Origin of the sequence: Burkholderia sp. MSMB1459WGS, assembly GCF_001534535.1 — a bacterium.
In the GTDB taxonomy this organism is placed as follows: Bacteria; Pseudomonadota; Gammaproteobacteria; order Burkholderiales; family Burkholderiaceae; genus Burkholderia.
Window position 1 is genome coordinate 73,315 of sequence record NZ_LPMU01000002.1, and the last position, 19,400, is coordinate 92,714.

14 protein-coding genes and 1 pseudogene are annotated in these 19,400 nt (G+C 69.8%); 9 read left to right on the forward strand and 6 right to left on the reverse strand.

The window, feature by feature from the left end:
- Positions 1–9 precede the first annotated feature (9 nt).
- The 8 genes from WT97_RS00485 (at position 10) to WT97_RS00520 (ending at position 12,592) form a co-directional block, all read left to right on the forward strand.
- The gene (locus WT97_RS00485) at positions 10–4,995 is read left to right on the forward strand and encodes a non-ribosomal peptide synthetase (RefSeq protein WP_060352595.1); all 4,986 of its coding nucleotides are present in this window, start codon (positions 10–12) and stop codon (positions 4,993–4,995) included.
- On the forward strand, positions 4,985–6,016 hold the full coding sequence (locus WT97_RS00490) for a GNAT family N-acetyltransferase (protein ID WP_060352596.1): 1,032 nt from the start codon (positions 4,985–4,987) through the stop codon (positions 6,014–6,016). Before WT97_RS00485 ends, WT97_RS00490 begins: the two co-directional genes overlap by 11 nt.
- Before the next feature lie 32 nt (positions 6,017–6,048).
- A complete protein-coding gene (locus WT97_RS00495; protein ID WP_060035540.1) occupies positions 6,049–7,425 on the forward strand; it encodes a lysine N(6)-hydroxylase/L-ornithine N(5)-oxygenase family protein in 1,377 nt (458 codons plus the stop codon).
- Positions 7,426–7,447: 22 nt separating this feature from the next.
- Positions 7,448–9,715, forward strand: coding sequence for a TonB-dependent siderophore receptor (locus WT97_RS00500; RefSeq protein WP_060352597.1), 2,268 nt, complete (start codon positions 7,448–7,450; stop codon positions 9,713–9,715).
- An 88-nt stretch (positions 9,716–9,803) separates the two neighbouring features.
- Positions 9,804–10,643 carry a N(5)-hydroxyornithine transformylase PvdF gene (locus tag WT97_RS00505; RefSeq protein ID WP_060352598.1) on the forward strand — a complete coding sequence of 280 codons (840 nt, stop codon included), beginning with the start codon at positions 9,804–9,806 and terminating at the stop codon, positions 10,641–10,643.
- A complete protein-coding gene (locus WT97_RS00510; protein ID WP_059498939.1) occupies positions 10,643–11,659 on the forward strand; it encodes a GNAT family N-acetyltransferase in 1,017 nt (338 codons plus the stop codon). The genes WT97_RS00505 and WT97_RS00510 overlap by 1 nt, the downstream gene beginning before the upstream one ends.
- Positions 11,660–11,909: 250 nt before the next feature.
- Positions 11,910–12,173: a type II toxin-antitoxin system VapB family antitoxin gene (vapB, locus tag WT97_RS00515; RefSeq protein ID WP_059499090.1), complete on the forward strand. Its 264-nt coding sequence runs from the start codon at positions 11,910–11,912 to the stop codon at positions 12,171–12,173.
- Positions 12,170–12,592, forward strand: a complete 423-nt coding sequence (locus WT97_RS00520; RefSeq protein WP_060352599.1) for a PIN domain-containing protein — start codon at positions 12,170–12,172, stop codon at positions 12,590–12,592. The genes vapB and WT97_RS00520 overlap by 4 nt, the downstream gene beginning before the upstream one ends.
- Positions 12,593–12,634: 42 nt before the next feature.
- Here the strand turns inward: WT97_RS00520 and WT97_RS00525 are convergent.
- Positions 12,635–13,539: pseudogene (locus WT97_RS00525) on the reverse strand (nucleotidyl transferase AbiEii/AbiGii toxin family protein).
- Complete coding sequence (locus tag WT97_RS00530; RefSeq protein ID WP_060352627.1) at positions 13,508–14,584, reverse strand: type IV toxin-antitoxin system AbiEi family antitoxin; 1,077 nt, start codon at positions 14,582–14,584, stop codon at positions 13,508–13,510. Before WT97_RS00530 ends, WT97_RS00525 begins: the two are co-directional and overlap by 32 nt.
- Before the next feature lie 343 nt (positions 14,585–14,927).
- Here WT97_RS00530 and WT97_RS00535 point away from each other — a divergent pair, with 343 nt between their 5' ends.
- Positions 14,928–16,091: a M20 aminoacylase family protein gene (locus WT97_RS00535; RefSeq protein ID WP_060035535.1), complete on the forward strand. Its 1,164-nt coding sequence runs from the start codon at positions 14,928–14,930 to the stop codon at positions 16,089–16,091.
- A gap of 94 nt (positions 16,092–16,185) precedes the next feature.
- Here the strand turns inward: WT97_RS00535 and WT97_RS00540 are convergent, their stop codons facing one another.
- The 4 genes from WT97_RS00540 to cobA are packed head-to-tail and all read right to left on the reverse strand — an operon-like array spanning position 16,186 to position 19,313.
- On the reverse strand, positions 16,186–17,490 hold the full coding sequence (locus WT97_RS00540; protein WP_060352600.1) for a cobyrinate a,c-diamide synthase: 1,305 nt from the start codon (positions 17,488–17,490) through the stop codon (positions 16,186–16,188).
- Positions 17,491–17,492: 2 nt separating this feature from the next.
- Positions 17,493–18,095, reverse strand: a complete 603-nt coding sequence (cobO, locus tag WT97_RS00545) for a cob(I)yrinic acid a,c-diamide adenosyltransferase (RefSeq protein ID WP_034207296.1) — start codon at positions 18,093–18,095, stop codon at positions 17,493–17,495.
- 34 nt (positions 18,096–18,129) lie between these two features.
- On the reverse strand, positions 18,130–18,507 hold the full coding sequence (locus WT97_RS00550) for a cobalamin biosynthesis protein (RefSeq protein WP_060352601.1): 378 nt from the start codon (positions 18,505–18,507) through the stop codon (positions 18,130–18,132).
- On the reverse strand, positions 18,504–19,313 hold the full coding sequence (gene cobA / locus WT97_RS00555; protein ID WP_179949738.1) for a uroporphyrinogen-III C-methyltransferase: 810 nt from the start codon (positions 19,311–19,313) through the stop codon (positions 18,504–18,506). Before cobA ends, WT97_RS00550 begins: the two co-directional genes overlap by 4 nt.
- Positions 19,314–19,400: the final 87 nt, after the last annotated feature.

Sequence of the window (19,400 nt, forward strand, 5' to 3'; positions counted from 1 at the left end):
GGACGACGGATGACGAAGGTTCAACCCGACTGGCTCGCGCTCGCGACGCGTTTCGCGCAACTGCCCGACGCGCAGCGCGCGGTCTTCATCGACAAGCTCGGCGCGGCCGGCATCGACTTCCGCGTGCTGCCGATCCCGCCGCGCACGCCGCGCAGCGACCGCGTGCCGGCGTCGTTCGCGCAGACGCGGCTGTGGCTGCACGCGCGGCTGATCGATGCGCCGGACGCGTACCACATCACCGAGCGCCTGGCGCTGACGGGCCCGCTCGACGTGCATGCGCTGCGTCTCGCATGCGATGCGCTGATTGCGCGCCACGAGGCGCTGCGCACGACCTTCGACGAAGCGCAGGACGGCGTCGCGCAAACGATCCACGCGCCGTTGCGCTGCCCGTGGCGCGAAACCGATCTCGACGCGTTGCCGGATGCGCAGCGCGTGGCGCGCGCGCAAGCGCTCGCGACGGCCGACGAAGCCGAACCGTTCGATCTCGGGGCGGCGCCGCTCGTGCGCGCGCATCTGATTCGCTTCGACGCGACGCATCATTGGCTCGCGCTCACCGTGCATCACATCGTGTCGGACGGCTGGTCGTCGGGCGTGATGCTGGACGAACTCGCGGCGTTCTATCGCGCGTATGCGTCGGGCGAGCCGGTGCCGCTCGCGCCGCTGCCGATCCAGTACGCCGACTACGCGCTGTGGCAGCGCCGCTGGCTCGACGCCGGCGAGCGCGACCGTCAGCTCGCGTTCTGGCGCGAGCGGCTCGATCCGCAGCGCGGCGTGCTGACGCTGCCCGGCGCGACCGCGCGGCCGGCGCGGCGCAGTGCGCGCGGCGCGCGTCATGTGTTTTCGCTCGATGCGCGCATCGGTGCGCGGTTGCGCGCGTTCGCGGCCGCGGCCGGCGCGACGCCGTTCGCGGTGCTGCTCGCCGCGCTCGACGCGCTGCTGGCGCGCGCGACCGGCGACGCACGGATCTGCGTCGGCGTGCCGGCCGCGAACCGGGAGCGCGCGGAAGTCGCGGGCCTGATCGGTTTCTTCGTCAACACGCTGGCGATCGACGTCGACGTGCCCGCGCACGGCGATTTCTCGTCGCTGGTCGCGCGTACGCAGCGCGCGCTCGTCGACGCGCAGATGCATCAGGACGTGCCGTTCGAGCAGGTGGTCGACGCGCTCGGCGTGCCGCGCAGTGCAAGCCACCATCCGCTGTTCCAGGTGATGGCCGCGTACGGCGAACGCCGCGCGCTGCCGGCACTCGGCTCGGCATCGGCCGCGTTGCTGCCGTCGGGCACGCCGTCCGCGAAATTCGACCTGACGCTGTCCGTCGAAGCGACGCCGGACGGCACCTTCGACGCTGCTTTCATCTACGCGCTCGACCTGTTCGACGCGGATGCGATCGCACGGCTGGCTACGCGCTTCATCACGCTGCTGACCGATGCCCTCGCGCGCCCCGACATGCCGATCGGCGATCTCGACTGGCTGCCTGCCGACGAACGCGCGCAGCTCTTCGCGTGGAACGCGCCGGCCGGCGCGACCGCTGCCGAGCCGTTCGTTCCGGTGCATGTGCGCATCGCCGCGCATGCGCACGCGCGGCCCGACGCACGCGGCGTCGCCGATGTCGATCGCGCATTGACGCGCGGCGAAGTCGATAACCGCGCGGCGCGCCTGGCGCGCCATCTGGTGGCGGCCGGCGTGCGGCCCGAGATGCGCGTGGGCGTCGCGCTGCAGCGCTCGGTCGACCTGCTCGTCGCGCTGATCGCGGTGCTGAAGTCGGGCGCCGCGTTCGTGCCGCTCGACCCGGCTCACCCGCGCGAACGGCTCGCGCAGATCGTCGGCGACGCGAACATCGCGCACGTGCTGACCGACGCCGCGAGCGCCGCGTCGCTGCCCGAACTGCCTGCGCTGCGCGTGTGGCGCGCCGATGCGATCGATGCGCTCGACGAAGCCGCGCACGTCGCGTTGCCGGACGTGCTGCCCGGCCACGCGGCCTATGCGATCTATACGTCGGGCTCGACCGGCAAGCCGAAAGGCGTGATCGTCGACCACGCGTCGTTCGCGCTGCATTGCGCGGCGATCGCCGAGCGTTACGGCGCGGGCGAGAACGACGTGTTCCTGCTGTTCCAGTCGGTCAATTTCGACGGTGCGCACGAAGGCTGGTTTTCGCAATACATGTCGGGCGCCGCCGTGTCGGTGACGGCCGACGTGCTGTGGCCGCCCGCGCAGACCTGCGCGATGATGATCCGCGACGGCGTGACGATGACCTACGTGCCACCCGGCTGCGCGGCACAGCTCGCCGAATGGGCGCTCGCGCACGGCGCGCCGCCGACGCTGCGTTCGCTGACCGTCGGCGGCGAGGCGACGTCGCGCGAGGCGTTCGCGATGTTGCGCCGTGCGCTGCCGAACGTGCGCGTGGTCAACGGCTACGGCCCGACCGAAACGGTCATCACGCCGACGCTGTGGATGTTTCGCCCCGGCGACGATCTCGCGAAGCTCGGCGACGCCGCGTATCTGCCGATCGGCACGCTGGTCGGCGCGCGCACCGCGCACGTGCTCGACGCGCGGCTGCATCCGCTGCCGGTCGGCGTGATCGGCGAACTGTATCTGGGCGGCGAGGGGATCGGCGTCGCACGCGGCTACCTCGACCGCCCGGCGCTGACGGCCGAGCGTTTCGTGCCGGATCCGTACGGCGCGCCGGGCGCGCGACTGTACCGCACCGGCGACCTCGTGCGGCGCCGCGCGGACGGCGTATTCGATTTCATCGGCCGCGTCGATCACCAGGTGAAGCTGCGCGGCCTGCGCATCGAGCTCGGCGAAATCGAAGCGCAGCTCGCCGCACATGACGCGGTGCGCGAAGCATGCGCGGTCGTGCACGGGCAGGGCGCGCTCGCGCAACTCGTCGCGTACGTCGAACTGACCGCCGACGCGCAGGCAGCCGCGCAGCCGATCGAAGCCGCGACGCTCGACGCGCATCTGCGCCGCACGCTGCCCGATTACATGGTGCCCGCGCAATTGATCGTGCTCGACGCGCTGCCGCGCAACGCGAACAGCAAGGTCGACCGCGCGCGGCTGCCGGCGCCGGTGCGTATCGAACGTGAGTACGAGGCGCCGCACGACGGCGACGAAGCCGTGCTCGCGGCGATCTGGTGCGACGTGCTGAACCTGGAGCGCGTCGGCCGCGGCGATCACTTCTTCGATCTCGGCGGTCATTCGCTCGCGGCCGTGCGCGTCGCGACGCGCGTGACCGAACGGCTTGGCCGCGACGTGCCGGTGCGTGCGCTGTTCGAGGCGCCCGTGCTTGCGCAATACGCGCTGCAGGTGGCCGATGCGCCGCGCGCCGCGCATGCGGGCGCCGCGGCGCCGGGCGTCGCGGTGGTCAAACCGGACGCGCATGGCGTATGGCCGCTGTCGCCCGCGCAACTCGGCCTGTGGTTCCTGTGGCGCGCGCAACCGGACAGCGCCGCGTACAACATTCCGGTCGCGCTGCGCGTGCGCGGCCCGCTGGATGTCGCGGCGCTGCGCGGGGCGTTCTCGGATGCGGCGGCCATGCATCCGGCGCTGCGTGCGCGGCTCGTCGCTCGCGACGGCGCGCTGCCGGGCCAGCGGATCGACGCGGACATTGCCGTCGATCTGCCGGTGACCGACCTGTCGGCCCACGCCGATGCGCTCTCCCGCGCGGCCGCGCTGACCGACGCGGATGCGCTCGCACCGTTCGACCTCGCGGCCGACGCGCCGCTGTGGCGCGCTCGCGTGTTGCGGCTCGGTGCGGACGATCACGTGCTGTCGCTGACGATTCACCACATCGTGTCGGATGGCGAATCGATCGAGCTGTGGCTCGACGCGGTGCGCGCCCGCTATGTCGCCCGCGTGCAGCGCAGCGCCGTGCCGGCCGCCGAAGCCGTGCAGCCGGCCTTGCCGCTCGTGCTGCCGGCGCCTTGCCATCCGGCGCGTGTCGCGTACTGGCGCGATGCGCTCGCCGATCTGCCGTCGCGCGTGCTGCCGCAGCGTGCCGACGCGCCGGCCGTGCCGCAATGGCGCGCGGCCCGCATCGCGTTCGAATTCGATGGGCAACTGATTCGCGCCGCGCGCGACGCCGCGTCGGCGTCGCACGCCACGCTGCCGATGCTGCTGCACGCGGCGCTCAACACCGCGCTGTTCCGCGCGACGGGCGTGGCCGACCAGCCGGTCGGCGTGCTCGCGTCGACGCGAGCGCTCACGGGCGACGCGGCCTGCGCGGCGCTCGGCCTGTTCATCAACGCGGTCGTCGTGCGCACGCGCATCGACCCGGCCGCGCGCCGCGCGGACGTGCTCGCACGGGTGCGCGACACGGCGCTCGCCGCGTATGCGCATGCCGACGTGCCGTTCGCCGATGTGGTGGCCGCGTTGCGTGCGCCGCGTGCCGCGCAGGCCAATCCGCTGTTCCAGGTGATGTTCAACTACCTGCGCCCGACGGGTGCGGCCGCGCGCGACTGGGCCGGCCTGTCGCTGGCCGAATTCGACGACGTGCGCCATCGTGTCGTGTTTACGCTGGAGCTGGACGTCGTCGAGCATCCGGACGGCCGCGTGAGCGCCGCGTTCTCGTATGCGGACGAACTGCTCGCGCGCGATTTCGTCGACACGCTCGTCGATCTGTATCACGACGAAGTCGCGCGTTTCGCCGGTGCGTCGGAAGCCGTGCTCGGCGCGCCCGATGAGCGCGCGGATACGCGCGTCGCGTTCGGCGCACGCGCCGACGGCGCGACACGGATCCACGCCATGCCGTCGCATGCCGCTGCCGTGCTCGCCGCGCTGTGGTCGGACACGTTCGCGACGGCCGCCCCCGAGCCCGATGCGGACCTGTTCGAAGCCGGCGCGACGTCGTTCGACGTCGTGCGCTTCGTCGATGCCGCAAGCCGTGCCGGCCATGCGCTGACGGTCGCCGACGTGTTCGCGGCGCCGACGCTCGCGGCGCTCGGCGCGCGGCTCGATGCGCAAGCGCAAACGGGACAGGAGGCGCGCCATGCTGGCTGAGGTGCGTCCGGACGGATTCACGATGCTCGATACCTACCGCCTCGCGTTCGCGGACGGCCTGTTCGCCGTGCGCGACGGCGTGGAGATCCGCGTCGCGCACGGCGACGGGATCGGCGCGCAGTTGCTGCGCGCGCAGCTTGGCGACGACGGCGCGCTGCGCCTCGTCGCCTACAACCATCGCGCGGCGCCGGCCGACCAGCGGCGGGCGCTGCTGGCCGCGCTGGCCGCGGCGTTCTCGGACAGCGCGCGCCACGCGGCGATCCGGCTCGACCCGGCCGCCTGGCCGGCGGTCGCGCTCGACGCGCTGCGCGCGAGCGGCGTCCTCGCCGACGGCGGCCGCTGCGTGCGCGACGGCTGGGCGCAACAGGCCGACCTGTGGCGCGTCGGCGCGCCTCCGCCGTGCGCGATGCTGCCGACGATCACCGACGGCCGGCGCCATCCGCTCCGGCCGCCCGCGCCGCGCGGCGACGTCTACGCGCGCGACCTGCCGGCGCTCGGCGTGCGCTTCACGCTGCGCGGCTGGCAGCCGGCGGAGGATGCCGAGCGGCTCGCGCGCTGGTTCGACGAACCGCGTGTGCGCGACGGCTGGCCGGGCGCACGGCCCGCGCCATGCGGCGCGGCAGGCCCGCAGGAAACCGATCCGCACGTCACGCCGCTCGTCGGCTGCTTCGACGGCGAGCCGTTCGCGTATTTCGAAGCGTTCTGGCTGAAGGAGGACGCGCTCGCGCCGCACGTCGCGGCGCGCGACTACGACCGCGGGCTGCGGATGCTGGTCGGCGAGCCGCGCTGGCGCGGCCCGCACCGCGTAGCCGGCTGGCTGCCGTCCGTCGTGCATTACCTGTTTCTCGACGACCTGCGTACCGATGCGGTCGGCTGTGCCGTTCCGGCCGGCCACACGCGGGTTGCCGACCATCTCGCGCGGCACGGCTTCGCGCGGCAGCGCCGTCTCGCGCTGGCCGACGCGCAGACGATGTGGATGCGCACGCTGCGCGAGACGTTCTTCTCCGGCCGTCACGTCTGACGGGCCGGATTCACCGACAAGGGAGCTGAGACATGCAGAGAGAAACCGTATTCGACCTGATCGGCGTGGGCTTCGGGCCGTCGAATCTGGCGCTGGCCGTGCGCCTCGCGGAGCGCGGCGGCGTGCACGCGCTCGCCCATTGCTTCGTCGAGCGCCAGCCGGAATTCGGCTGGCATCGCGGGATGCTGCTCGACGACTGCCGGATGCAGATCTCGTTTCTGAAGGATCTCGTCACGATGCGCGATCCGAAAAGCCGCTACACGTTCATCAACTACCTGTTCGAACGCGGCCGGCTGAACGAATTCGTGAACCTGAAGAATTTCTATCCGACCCGCGTCGAATTCCACGACTACCTGAGCTGGGTGGCCGACGCGTTCGACGATCGCGTCCATTACAGCGAGACCGTGCTCGGGATCGAACCCGTGCGCGGCGAGGGGGCAAGGATCGACGCACTGCGCGTGCTGTCGCGCGACGCGGCCGGCCACGAGCGCCAGCGCGTCACGCGTGCGCTGTCGGTCGGCGTCGGCGGCACGCCGGCGATTCCGGATGCGTTCGCCGCGCTCGGCCGCGACCGCGTGATCCATTCGTCATCCTACCTGACCGACATCGACCGGCTCGTCGCGTCGCCCGACGGCGAGCGACGCCGCGTCGCGGTGATCGGGGCGGGGCAGAGCGCGGCCGAGGTGTTCATCGACCTCGCGCGCCGCTTCCCGCACGTCGACGCGAGCCTCGTGATGCGCGCAGGCGCGCTGAAGCCGGCCGACGACAGCCCGTTCGTCAACGAAATCTTCAGCCCCGAATTCACCGACGTCGTCTATGCGCAGCCGCACGATGCGCGCCGCGCGCTGCTCGAGCGCTATCGCGACACGAACTACGCGGTGGTCGACCGGCCGCTGATCGAGCAGATCTACGAAATGCTGTACCTGCAGCGCATCGACGGCACGCCGCGTCATGCGCTGCTCGCGAACAGCGCGATCGAGGCCGCGGTGCGCACCGCCGACGGCCGCATCGAGTTGACGTTGCGCGACCGGTTGAGCGGCATCACGCGCGTCGAGCGCTTCGACGCGCTCGTGCTCGCGACCGGCTACCGCCGCGACACGCATTCGGCGCTGCTCGAAGGCCTCGCGCCGCATCTGGGCGATGCGCTCGCGCGCGGCGACGTGACGCGCGACTACCTGCTCGCGACGCCCGAGCACTTCGCGCCGCGCATCTATCTGCAAGGCTGCTGCGAAGACAGCCACGGCCTGTCCGACACGCTGCTGTCGGTACTGGCGCGCCGCGCGGACGAAATCTGCGCGTCGCTCGAAGACGGGATCGCGTCCGCGCATGACGAAGGCGCGGCCCGGGCAACGCATGAAAAACGACCGAACAACGGGGTGAGCGCGGGCCGGATGGCTTTCGCTCTTTGACAAAGGCGCGGTCGGAGACCGCATGAAAAAAGTGGAGCAGAAGAAGATGGAGTGGGCAACAGGCACGCGTTTGCGTGCGATCGCAGCCGCGGCAAGCGTGGCGTTCGGTACGGCGGCGGCAGGGCACGCTTACGCCCAGACGGCGCCGGCCGTGAACGCAGGCGCCGCGGCGTCGGCGAGCAGTGCGCAGAACGGTGCGACGGCGAATCCGTCGACGGGCGCGCAAAACGGCACGCTGCCGGCGATCACCGTCAACGCGGCCTCGGCGGGAGACGGCACGGTCGGGCTCGTCGCGAAGCGCAGCACGACCGGCACCAAGACCGACACGCCGCTCAACGAGATCCCGCAGACGATCAACGTCGTCACCGCGCAGCAGATCGAGATGACCGGCGCCACCGACGTGAACGCGGCGCTGCGCTACGTGCCAGGCTTCTCGTCGTACGGATCGGACAACCGTTCCGACTGGTACGCGGCGCTGCGCGGCTTCACGCCGACCGCCTACGTGAACGGGCTGCAGGTGCCGAACACGATCAACCTCGCGAGCTGGCGCGTCGATCCGTACATGATCGACAGCATCAGCGTGCTGCGCGGGCCGACCTCGGTGCTGTACGGCGCGGGCGATCCGGGCGCGATCATCGACGTGCACACCAAGCTCGCCGACGGCGAGCGCGTGCGCGAAGCGGGCGTGCAGATCGGCAACTACGCACGCAAGCAGTTCATGATCGACGTCGGCGACAAGCTCGATCCGGACGGCAAGTATGCGTACCGGTTCGTCGGCGTCGCGCGCGACGGCAATGCACTGACGGGACCGAACAACGATCAGCGCGTCGCACTCGCGCCGTCGTTCCGCTGGCGCCCGGACGCGGATACGTCGCTGACGCTGTCCGCGACCTACCTGCAGGACTGGGGCGACATCTCGTCGAACTTCCTGCCCGCGCAGGGCACGGTGCTGCCGAACCCGAACGGCCAGATCGACAAGGACATCTACGAAGGCGACGGCAACTTCAACTACTACCGCAAGAAGCAGTGGTCGGTCGGTTACCAGTTCGAGCGCAACCTGACGCCGGCCTGGACGTTCCGTCAGAACACGCGCCTGATGCACCTGTCGCTCGACAACGGTTCGGTGTGGGGCAACGGCTTCTCGGACGACACGCTGACCACCGTCAATCGCTGGGCCGGCGTGTTCCAGATGAACTACAGCCGCTTCGACATCGACAACAACCTCGAGGGCCGCTTCGCGACGGGGCCGCTGCAGCACACGCTGCTGCTCGGCTTCCAGTACAACCGCCAGACCGCGACCGACAGCGAATGGATTGCCGCCGCGCCGACACTGAACATCTACAACCCCGTCTATACGCCAGTGACCACGAGCGTGTTCTCCAATCCGGAGACGACCGGTCGCACCAACACGTACACGGCGATGAACACGTTCGGCCTGTACGCGCAGGACCAGATCAAGTGGAACCGCTGGACGCTGACGCTCGGCGGCCGCGAGGACTGGGTCAACATGCGGATGGACGACCGCGCGGCCGGCACGTCGACGAAGGCGGATGTCACGGCGTTCACCGGCCGCGTCGGCCTCACGTACCAGGGCGATTACGGGCTGTCGCCGTACGTCAGCTACGCGACGTCGTTCAATCCGCTGATCGGCGTGAACCTGCTCGGCGGCGGGCTGCCGCAGCCGACGCGCGGCAAGCAGATCGAAGCGGGCCTGCGCTGGCAGCCGCCCGGCAAGAACCTGATGCTCAACGCGGCGATCTACCAGATCAACCAGACCAACGGGATCACGCCGGCGCTGCCGAGCCAGGACCCGGACGGCACGAAGTCGGTGCAGTCGGGCGAGGTGCGTTCGCGCGGGATCGAGCTGAGCGCGACCGGCAAGGTCACGCCGAACCTGTCGGTGGTCGCGTCGTATGTCTACCAGGATGTGAAGGTCATCAAGGCGAACGACAACACGCTGAACAACTGGCCGGTCGATATTCCGCGTCCGCGCCAGATGGCGTCGCTGTGGACCGACTGGACATGGCACACGGGGCCGCTCGCCGGCTTCGGCCTCGGCGGCGGCATTCGCTACCAGAGCGCGTCGGCCGGTGCGGCCGACAACTCGCTGACGGTGTCGAGCGTCACGCTGTTCGACGCGGGCCTGCATTACGACACGCGTAACTGGCGCTTCGCCGTGAACGGGACGAACCTGTTCAATCGCCATTACATCAGCGGTTGCCAATCGACGAACGTCTGCATTTTCGGGACCGACCGCACGGTGATCGCGACCGCGAAATACAACTGGTGACGTCGCGCGCCGCCGCTCGCCGGCCGGCCTTCGTGGCCGGCGCGGGCCGGCCGCGGCGCCTTCGTCCGCTTTTTTCCACGACGCCTCCATGCCGAAGAAAAATCTCGTCTACATCCAGTCGCTGCGCAACGGCGCGGCCGATCGTGCCGGCCAGCCGGTCGCTTATCGGGGCGGCACGCGCTACATGAAGGCGCCGCTCGAATTCCTCGTCGAACGCCTGAACGATTCGCCGCTGGGCGAACGCTACACGCTCCAGGGCGTGATCGTCGACGACGACGACGGGTCGCCATCCGACCGCGCGAAAGTGGCCGATTACGGGTTCGCACGCACGCCGGGCCGCCCGTGGATCCTGCCGGAAGGCTTGACGGTGCAAGGCCGGCCCGTCGACGAACTGTTCTGCACGATCGCGTCGACGTATCGGCGGCTGCCGCGCGACGCGCGCGAGCGCGTGACCGGCAAACAGGCATTCGAGCGCCGCCTGCTCGAGCGCCTGCTCGAACTCGACGCCGACATCGTCGTGCTCGACGGGCTGCTCGTGATCCTCGACGAACTCGTGCGGCCGGGCGCGCGTTTTCACCGGCGCATCGCGAACATCCACCCGGGCATCACGGCCGACGATTCGCCGTACCAGCGGCGCGGCGCGTGGGCGACGCTCGACGCGCTGCACGGCGCACGCGGCGAACGGGTCGACTGGGCCACCGGCGCGACGTCGTCCGTCGACCCCGTGACGATGACGGGCGCGTCGTTCCACTACGTCGACAACGGTATCGATTCCGGCGAGGTGATCTGCGACGTGCTCGACACGCCGATCGCGCCGGACGACACGATTCTCGAACTGCGCTGGAACAACTTCCAGCGCAGCCTGTTTCCGGCGCTCGAACGCGGGCTGCACGTGCTCGCCGATCGCCACGACGCGGGAGCATTGTGATGCAGGACACGCTGACGAAACCGGCCGGCACGGCCGACGCCGTCGAAGGGGAAGTGGCCGCGGCGCTCGACGGCGCCGCGCACGGGCAAGCGGCGGCCGTCGTCGAGCAGGCGCTCGACGCATGGCGGCCCGACGACGCGCCGGACGCGCTGCTCGCGACCTTCGTCGCACTGTTCAACACCGACACGCGGCACGATGCGGCGACGATCTCGGTGCCGCTCGGCGGCGCCGATGCGGCGGCCGTGGCATCGTACGTCGCGCGTGCGGTGCGCGAAGGCGTGATCGACGGCGCGCAGGTCGCGGGCGACACGCTGCGGCTCACCGTGTCGCGCACGACGTTCTGGCAGAATCCGCGGCCGTGGCTGAAGGCGCCCGCGTCGGGCGGGATGCCGCTGCGCTACGCGATCACGAACGGCCATCGGCATCCGGTGCGGCCGCCGTCGCCGGCCGGCGAGATTTATGCCCGCGCGATGCCGCAGGTCGGCATGACGTTCAGCCTGCGCACCGTCGACATCGATGCGCACGCGGACCTGTTCAGCACCTGGATGAACCTCGACCGTGTCGCGCATTTCTGGGACCAGCGCGGCACGCGCGACGAGCATGCGGCGTATCTCGCCGAACGGCTCGCCGACCCGCACATGCACCCGATGATCGGCTATTTCGACGACACGCCGTTCGGCTATTTCGAGTTCTACTGGGCGAAGGAGGACCGCCTCGCGCCGTTCTACGATGCGCACGACTACGATCGCGGGCTGCACCTGCTGATCGGCGACTCGCGTTTTCAGAGCGCCGGCAAGCTGCATGCGTGGTGGAGCGGGGTGCTGCACTACATGTTCGTCGACGAGCCGCGCACGCAGCGGCTCGTCGGCGAGCCGCGCGTCGACCACGTGCGGCATATCGCGTACATGCATCGGCTCGGGTTCTACACGCTGAAGGAGTTCGATTTCCCGCACAAGCGCGCGGCGCTCACCGTGATCGAGCGCGATACGTTCTTTGACACTTTCCGGTTGCCATGAGGGGCGGCGCGCGCAGCGTCGGTGCGACGGTGTGCGCGGCCTTGCGATGCGTATGCATTGGCCGTCCGGTATATGGACCGCGCGGCCTGCGTCATGAAGAATGGATTGCTCCTATCATCGACGACAGGCCGGCAGCATGAATCAGACATCCTCGACCACGTGGGGCGCAACGGTGGATTCGTCTCCCGCCAAATTGACATATGCCAGCATATGTCTACAGTGGGCGCATCGTACTCCCATGGAGTGGCTCATGCGCACCGTTTCCATTTTCAAGAACGCCCGTAACCAGGCAATCCGCATCCCGAAGGACATGGAGTTCGAGGGTGTCACGGAGCTCGAGATCCGCCGCGAGGGCGATACGCTGCTGTTACGGCCGGTCCGTCCCACGTGGCTGTCGTTCGCGAACGAACCGCTGGCCGATGCCGATTTCCTTGCCGAGCGCCCGGCCGTCATCGAATCCGGCCGCTTCGACTTGTCCGGCGACGCCGATGCGCCGACGGAGTCCAAGCGGTGACCACGCTCTACATGCTCGATACGAACCTCTGTTCGTTCATCATGCGCGAGCGGCCGCCCGCGGTGCTGTCGCGGTTGCAGTCGTGCGTCAACGCGCAGCACCGGATCGTCGTATCGGCCGTTACTTATGCCGAAATGCGGTTTGGTGCAGTCGGCAGAAAGGCATCGCCGAAGCATGCCGAGCTCGTGACGAGCTTTGTCGCGCGGCTGGACGGCGTGCTGTCGTGGGATACCGCGGCGATCGATGCAACGACTGCGATCCGCGCCGACCTTGCCGCACGCGACACGCCGATCGGCGCGAACGACGCCTCGATCGCCGGCCACGCGATCGCAGCCGGTGCGGTGCTCGTCACGAACAATGGTCGCGAATTCAGTCGTGTCGCGGGGTTGCCGCTCGAAGACTGGGCAGCCTCGGCATGACGCGGCGAATGCACGACGGTATTGCCGTCGCGCGGCAGCATGTCATGCCCGACGAACGGGCGGATCCGAGAGGAAGCCATCGCGGAACGCATCGAGATACCGGTCGGCATCGTCATTGAATTCACCTGGCAAGAGCGCGAACGCGCGGGCCTGCAGATCCTGCCCGAGCGTCGCGTAAGTCGCTTCGTCGGACAACAGCGCGCGGATCGCATCGCGCGTATGCGGCGACGCGGCGCGCTTCGCGTCACGCGCGAGCAGCGCCGCTGCACCAGCTCCGGCTGAAAGCCATGTCGTTCGAGCAGGTCGGGCGCGACGTCCCAGATGCGCTCGCGATTGCCCGCATCGTGAAAATGCGTGAGCAGGAACAGCAGGTCGTACGCGTCGCTGTTCTGGCGTGCGCGTCGGTCCTTCCACGCGAGCAGCTTCAGCAGCGCGAGCGCCGGCAGGCTCGCCACCGGCACCGTGATGCCGGCGCCGATCGACACGGTCAGCGCGGTATCGACCGCCTCCTGAAAACCCAGCACGTTCAGCACGAAGTCGCCGCCGGGCGGCCATGCAATTTCGCCGGGCGGCGCTTCGAGCGGCCCGAACGGCACGAGGTCGAGTTCCGTGCGAAAGCCTTGCGTACCGCTGTCGAACAGCAGTTTCTGCCGATGCTTCGGCGCGCGGGCGAATTGCCCGGTCGCGACGAGCGTATCGACGAGCCGTGCATGAAACGGCCAGCTGACCGCGCACACCGCGACGTCGACGTCCCGCGTCGCGCGCACCGGCCGGATGCCGTGGACATGCCACATCAGGATGTCGCGTGCGGTCGCGCCGGCCACGACGAATGCCGCGTCGAGTTGCGCGCAGGCCGCGCCGACCGACTGCAGCAGCGCCACCGCCGCCGGCTCGAGCGGGCGGCTCGCATCGACTTCAAGCGGGCGGGTGGGCGAGGTATCGGTCATGGATGTGTTCGGCGGCGGCAAGATTGCGGCTGTCTCCGGACGAGACGAGATCCGCATAGATCAGGAGCGGCGGCACGAGCGGCACATCTTGCTCGCGCCAGTCGAGTGCCGGCGAGCGCGGCCAGAACGCTTCGAGGATTTCGACGTCGCCGTGCGCGTCCGGACGCAGGCGGCCCTGCAGCAGCAGGCGGTTCGGCACGGCGCCGTGCGTATAGACGGTGATCGCGGCCGGCTTCAGATCGTGCGTCAGCAGATCGGCCGCCGGCTCGCCGCCGAGTTGCGCATCGAAGGCCGCGAAATCGAAGCCGCGCCACCAGTCGGGCGCGAGGCCGGCAAACCGGCGACTCGGCAGCTTCGCACGCAAGCGGCTCGGGTACAGCGCGGCCCATTCCTGTACGAAGCGCGGCCAGTCGGGAATCAGGCGCTCGCCGTTGCGGCGTTGCCCGACGAGACCGCGCGCGATCAGATCGTCCATCGCGAGATTGACCGTGCCGAGCGCGACGCCCGACGCGGCGGCAATCTCCCGATACGGCTGCGCGATCAGGCCGGGCTGCGTCGCCAGCGCGAACATCATGGCCAGCCCCTTCGGCGTCGTCGCGCGTGACGCCTGCCGGCGCGGCGTGCGTGCAGGTTTGGGCCGGCCCGCGATCATGACGGTCGCTTCCGGCTGGATCAGACATGCGTTGCCGGCGGTGTCGAGAAACGGAATACCCTGGTCGATCAGGCCGGCGGCCAGTTCGCCGGAAAGGTAGGGTGCGACCAGCATCAGCGGCCGCTCGCCGGGCGCGTGTGCGGTCCCGCCTCTGCGGCGACGCAGTTCCGCGAGCGCGCCCGCCAGCGATTCGATACGAAGGCTCACGGCGGCCGGCATCTCCACCACCTGTCCCGCCACGTCGAAGCGAATCATCGCGTCGGCACGCGCACGGTATGCCGCCGGCACGCGCACGGGCCGCGCGTTGAAGCGCGGGGTTATGCGGCCGAACGCGGCGCACGCTTCGTCGAGCACCTGCTGTTCCGACATCGGGAGAGTGGCGTTCTTGAGCATCAACGAGAATCGCTTGTTCACTTTTTTATCAGCGTACACAAAAAATGTACAAACGTCAAAGAGTGAACATAATCTCGTAAGTCTTTGAGGTAAATGCGGTATTTCAGGCGCATAAATGACCACGACCACCCCTCTTGCACCAGAATTCGCGACAGGACGCCCAATGTCGCACGGCCGGATCGGCCGCGTCAGTCGTCCGGATGGCCGGCCACCATGTGCCCTGAGCCACATTTCCATATAGCAACTACTGGTTGCTACCGCGACGACTTTCCATCTGCCCGGTTGCTGCCGAATCGACTATCGTTGCCTGCATGTTCCTCATTGCACATCAGGAGACGACACCGTGACGCACAGCGTGATTCCCGCAGGCCTCGCCGACGAAATGATCGAGATTCGGCATCGCATCCACGCCCATCCCGAACTGGGTTTCGAGGAATTCGCGACGAGCGATCTCGTCGCCGAACAATTGCAGTCGTGGGGCTACACCGTGCATCGCGGGCTCGGCGGCACCGGCGTCGTCGCCCAGTTGAAAGTCGGCGACGGCAAGCAGCGCCTCGGCCTGCGCGCCGATATGGACGCGCTGCCGATCCACGAAGCGACGGGCTTGCCGTACCAGAGCACGATCGCGGGCAAGATGCACGCATGCGGCCACGACGGCCACACGGCGATGCTGCTGGCGGCCGCGAAACACCTCGCGCGCGAACGCCGCTTCTCGGGCACGCTGAACCTGATTTTCCAGCCGGCCGAGGAAGGGCTCGGCGGCGCGAAGAAGATGCTCGACGAAGGGCTGTTCGAGCAATTTCCGTGTGACGCGATCTTCGCGATGCACAACATGCCGGGCTTTCCGACCGGCAAATTCGGTTTCCTGCCGGGGGCGTTCATGGCGTCGTCGGATACCGTCGTCATCGACGTGCAGGGCCGCGGCGGTCACGGCGCGGTGCCGCACCGGGCGATCGATCCGGTCGTCGTGTGCGCGCAGATCGTGCTGGCGCTGCAGACGATCGTGTCGCGCAACGTGTCGCCGCTCGACATGGCGATCGTCACGGTCGGCGCGATCCATGCGGGCGAGGCGCCGAACGTGATTCCCGATCGTGCGCAGATGCGCCTGTCGGTGCGTGCGCTGAAGCCCGAGGTGCGCGACCTGCTCGAAACGCGCATCAACGAGGTCGTGCATGCGCAGGCGGCCGTGTTCGGTGCGACCGCGACGATCGACTACCAGCGCCGCTACCCGGTGCTCGTGAACGATGCTCAGATGACGGCGTTCGCGCGCGGCGTCGCTCGCGAATGGGTCGGGGAAGCCAACCTGATCGACGGGATGGTGCCGCTCACCGGCAGCGAGGATTTCGCGTTCCTGCTCGAGAAACGGCCGGGCTGCTACCTGATCATCGGCAACGGCGACGGGGAGGGCGGCTGCATGGTGCATAACCCCGGCTACGACTTCAACGACGCGGCACTGCCGACCGGCGCGTCGTATTGGGTCAAGCTGACCGAGGCGTTTCTGGTGTGACGGACGAGGCGAGGCACGCGGCGCCGGGCCGAGCATCGGCCCCGCTTCGGAACGGCGAACGCGCGGCCTCGATCCGAGCGCCGCATCCAGCTATCTAGAACGCGTCCCCGCTGAACAACGCCACGACTGCATCCGGATTCGACGGCCAGTACATGTGCATGTACGTCGCGACGATCGCGCCGCTCCGGTAGACGGCTTCGCCGCTGTCCCGCGCGGCGTCGGGCCGCGCGGCGCGCGCGACCGGTTCCAGCGGCGTCGCGAGCCGCGAATAGTGGAACGTATGACCGCGCATCGGCCCGGTGCGCGTATCGAGCTGCTGCATGCCGAGCGCCGCGAACCGGCGCTGCATCGCCGCATGCCCAGGCAGCAGGCCGAGCATCGGCGTCGTCGAGCCATCCGCATCGGTCAGCGATTCGCACAAATACACCATCCCGCCGCATTCCGCGACGATCGGCCGTCCGGCTGCCGCGTGCGCGCGAATCGTCCGTGCGGTCACGGCATTCCCGGCAAGCGTCGCCGCATGCAGTTCCGGATAGCCGCCCGGCAAAAACAGCGCATCGCAATCGTCGGGCACGGGTTCGTCGGCGAGCGGCGAGAAGAATCGCAGCGTCGCACCGAGCGTATCCAGCAGTGCGAGATTGGCCGGATAGATGAACGAGAACGCCGCATCGCGCGCCACCGCGATCCGCTTGCCGGCCAGCGCGCGCGGCAGCGGCGCGGCCACGTCCGGTTCCGCGAACGCGACGGCCGGCGGCAAGTCGGCCAGCGCCGTCTGCGCGAGCACATCGGCCGCGCGATCGAGCCGCGCGTCGAGATCGTCGATATCGGCCGGCCGATGCAGGCCGAGATGTCGCTCCGGCAGCGCGATGCCCGCATCGGCCGGCACGTGTCCGAGCCAGCGCAGCTCGTCGGGCAACGCCTGTTGCAGCAATTGCGCGTGCCGACCCGAGCCGACGCGATTGGCCAGCACGCCGTGAAACGGCAATCCCGGCTGGAACCGCGCGAGCCCGAAGGCGATCGCCGCGAACGTCTGCGCCATCGCCTTCGCCGAAATCACCGCGACGACCGGCACGCCGAACGCGGCCGCGAGATCGGCGCTGCTCGGCGTGCCGTCGAACAGCCCCATCACGCCTTCGATCAGGATCAGGTCCGCGTCGCGCGCGGCTTCGGCGAGCAGCGCGCGGCAGCCGGCCTCGCCGACCATCCCGAGGTCGAGCGCATGCACGCTCGCGCCGCTCGCGCGTTCGAGCAGCATCGGATCGAGAAAATCGGGGCCGGTCTTGAACACGCGCACGCGGCGGCCGACCCGGCGGTGCAGCCGCGCGAGGCCGGCCGTCACCGACGTCTTGCCCTGGCCCGACGCGGGGGCGCTGACGAACAGCGCGGGGCAGGCCGGCATGCTCAGAACTCCACGCCGCGCTGCGCCTTCACGCCTTGCTCCTTGTACGGATGCTTGACGAGCCGCATTTCGGTGACGAGATCGGCTGCATCGATCAGTGCATCGGGCGCATGCCGCCCGGTGACGACGACGTGCACCGACGCCGGACGCGCGACGAGCGTCGCGAGCACTTCGTCGAGCGGCAGGTATTCGTACTTCAGCACGGTGTTCAGTTCGTCGAGGATCACCATCCGGTAGTCGCCGCTGTCGATCATCCGGCGCGCCTCGTCCCAGCCCTTGCGCGCGGTCGCGATATCGGCGTCGCGATTCTGCGTGTTCCACGTATAGCCGTCGCCCATCGTCACGAAATCGCATTGCGCGACCGCGCCGAGGAAGTCGCGCTCGGACGTGTGCAGCGCCCCCTTGATGAACTGCACGACGCCGAGCCGCATGCCGTGGCCGAGCACGCGCACGGCCATCCCGAACGCGGCCGTGCTCTTGCCCTTGCCGTTGCCGGTGTGAACGATCAGCAGGCCCTTTTCCTGCGTGGCGGCGGCCTGCTTCTTCTCGTGGCCGGCGCGGCGGCGTTCGGCCATCCGCTGATGGGATTCGGAATCGGTCTTCATCGGGAATCGTCCTGTCGAAAGCGAAACAACGGGTTCAGAGCGGGCCGGCGAGCGCGACCGTCACGCCGTCCCGGATGGATTTGGGGCCGAGCAGCCGGCCGTGCGGCGCGGCGAGCTGCGCGCACGGCTCGGCCACGCCCGCGATGCCGAAGCGCGCCAGCGCGGCACCGGACGGGCCGCTCGCGGCCAGTTCCGGGTAGCTCGCGAGTTGCGCCGCATCGAACGCGACGAGCGGCCAGCCACGGCGTGCGCACAGCGTGCGCAGTGCCCGGGCGCGTGCCTTGTCGGCGAGCGTCGCGACGAGCGCCGGTTCGGCGGCCGGGTAGCACGCGAGTGCGGCGCGGATCGCGGCATCGAGTTGCGCGGCCGTGACGCCCGCGCGAAAGCCGACGCCGAGCGCGACGCGCATCATGCGCAGCCGCCGAGCGCCGCACGCACCGCCGGATCGTCGGCGAGCGCCGCGACGCGGCCGATCACGACGATCGCAGGCGAACCGATACCGGCCGCACCGACACGCTCGACGAGCGTATCGAGCGTCGCGAGCAGGTGGCGCTGTTCGGGGCGCGTGGCGCTCTCGATCGCCGCGCACGGCGTATCGCCGGGCAGGCCGCCGTCGCGCAGCGCCGCGGCAATCGCGTCGAGGCGGCGGATGCCCATGTAGATCACGATCGTCATGCGCGTGGCCGCGAGCGCGCGCCAGTCGGGCTCGTCGGCTCCCGCGCCGTGGCCGGTGACGAAGATCACGCCCTGCGCGTCGCCACGGTGCGTGACCGGGATGCCGAGCGCGGCCGGCGCGGCGATGCCCGCGGTGATGCCGTTGACGACTTCCACCGGAAAGCCCGCCGCGCCGAGCGCGACCAGTTCCTCGCCGCCGCGGCCGAACACGAACGGATCGCCGCCCTTGAGCCGCGCGACGCTGCGGCCCGCGTGCAGGTGCGCGAGCATCGCGGCGACGATCGCCTCCTGCGGCGTCGACACATGGCCGCCACGCTTGCCGACGTGCTCGATCAGCGCGTCGGCGCGCGCATGGCGCAGCACGTCGGGGTTCACGAGATCGTCGACGAGCAGCACGTCGGCCGCGCCGATCGCGCGCACGGCCCTGAGCGTCAGCAGGTCGGCGTCGCCGGGGCCCGCGCCGACGAGCCATGCGCGGCTCATCGCGCGCGGCACGGTGCGCACCGTGTCGACACAGTGGAACGGGGAAGGCGGGCGGCACATCGGCGGCCGGCGGGCAGGCAGTGCATGACGGATCGGGCGAAACCCCGCGCGAACGCGGGTGGAATGCGCACCCCATCCGTCCCCCGC